A 653-nucleotide genomic window follows, 5' to 3' on the forward strand; every position below is an offset into this window, starting at 1 on the left:
GGGCGTCGCGACGCTGCCGGGCGAGTTCATCTTCGCGACCGAGCAGCGGGCGGTCTTCGAGACCACTACGCCGGTGATCGATTGGTTCGATTCCTCGCTGGCCGCGACCTACGACGTCGTCGTCTCTCGCAACAGCGACCTCAGCGCGCCCTTCTTTACCGCTACCGGCCTGACCGAGACCGAGGTCGCCCTGGCGCCGACCAACTCGGGCAAGTTCTTCGCGAGCGTGGAGGCGATCAACGGCGAGGGTGTCACCGTGATCAGCGGTGGCCCGCTGGAGTTCTTCATCGTCAACCCGTGCAACGCCGATTTCGACGGCGATGGTGCGTTGACGATCTTCGACTTCCTGGCGTTCCAGAACGCGTTCGACATTGGCTGCCCGTAGCGGGCCCGTCCGAACGCACGAATTACCTTCCCCGGCCGGGGATCGCGAGGCAGGCGGTCCCCGGTTTGTCGTATCGGGAAGCGTACTAGATGTCCGGTGATGCCGTGCAGGCTAACCCTCCGTGTAACCGAAGGCGTCGAGGTACGGTCGAAGCACGTCTAGATGAGGCTCAAGATGCTCGGCGTAGTGACGCCATCGACCGACGGATCGTGTATACACCGGTTGGCGCACTTCTGTCTGCGTCGGCGAGTTGACGTGTTTGTCCCGG

1 protein-coding gene is annotated in these 653 nt (G+C 63.6%); it reads left to right on the plus strand.

The features are described from left to right. Nucleotides 1-385 (plus strand): hypothetical protein (locus AAFX79_13745; protein MEO1009620.1); only part of this gene is annotated, 385 nt, incomplete at its 5' end. Between the last annotated feature and the right edge of the window lie 268 nt (nucleotides 386-653).

This window comes from Planctomycetota bacterium (genome assembly GCA_039819165.1).
Taxonomy (GTDB): Bacteria; Planctomycetota; Phycisphaerae; order Phycisphaerales; family UBA1924; genus JAHCJI01.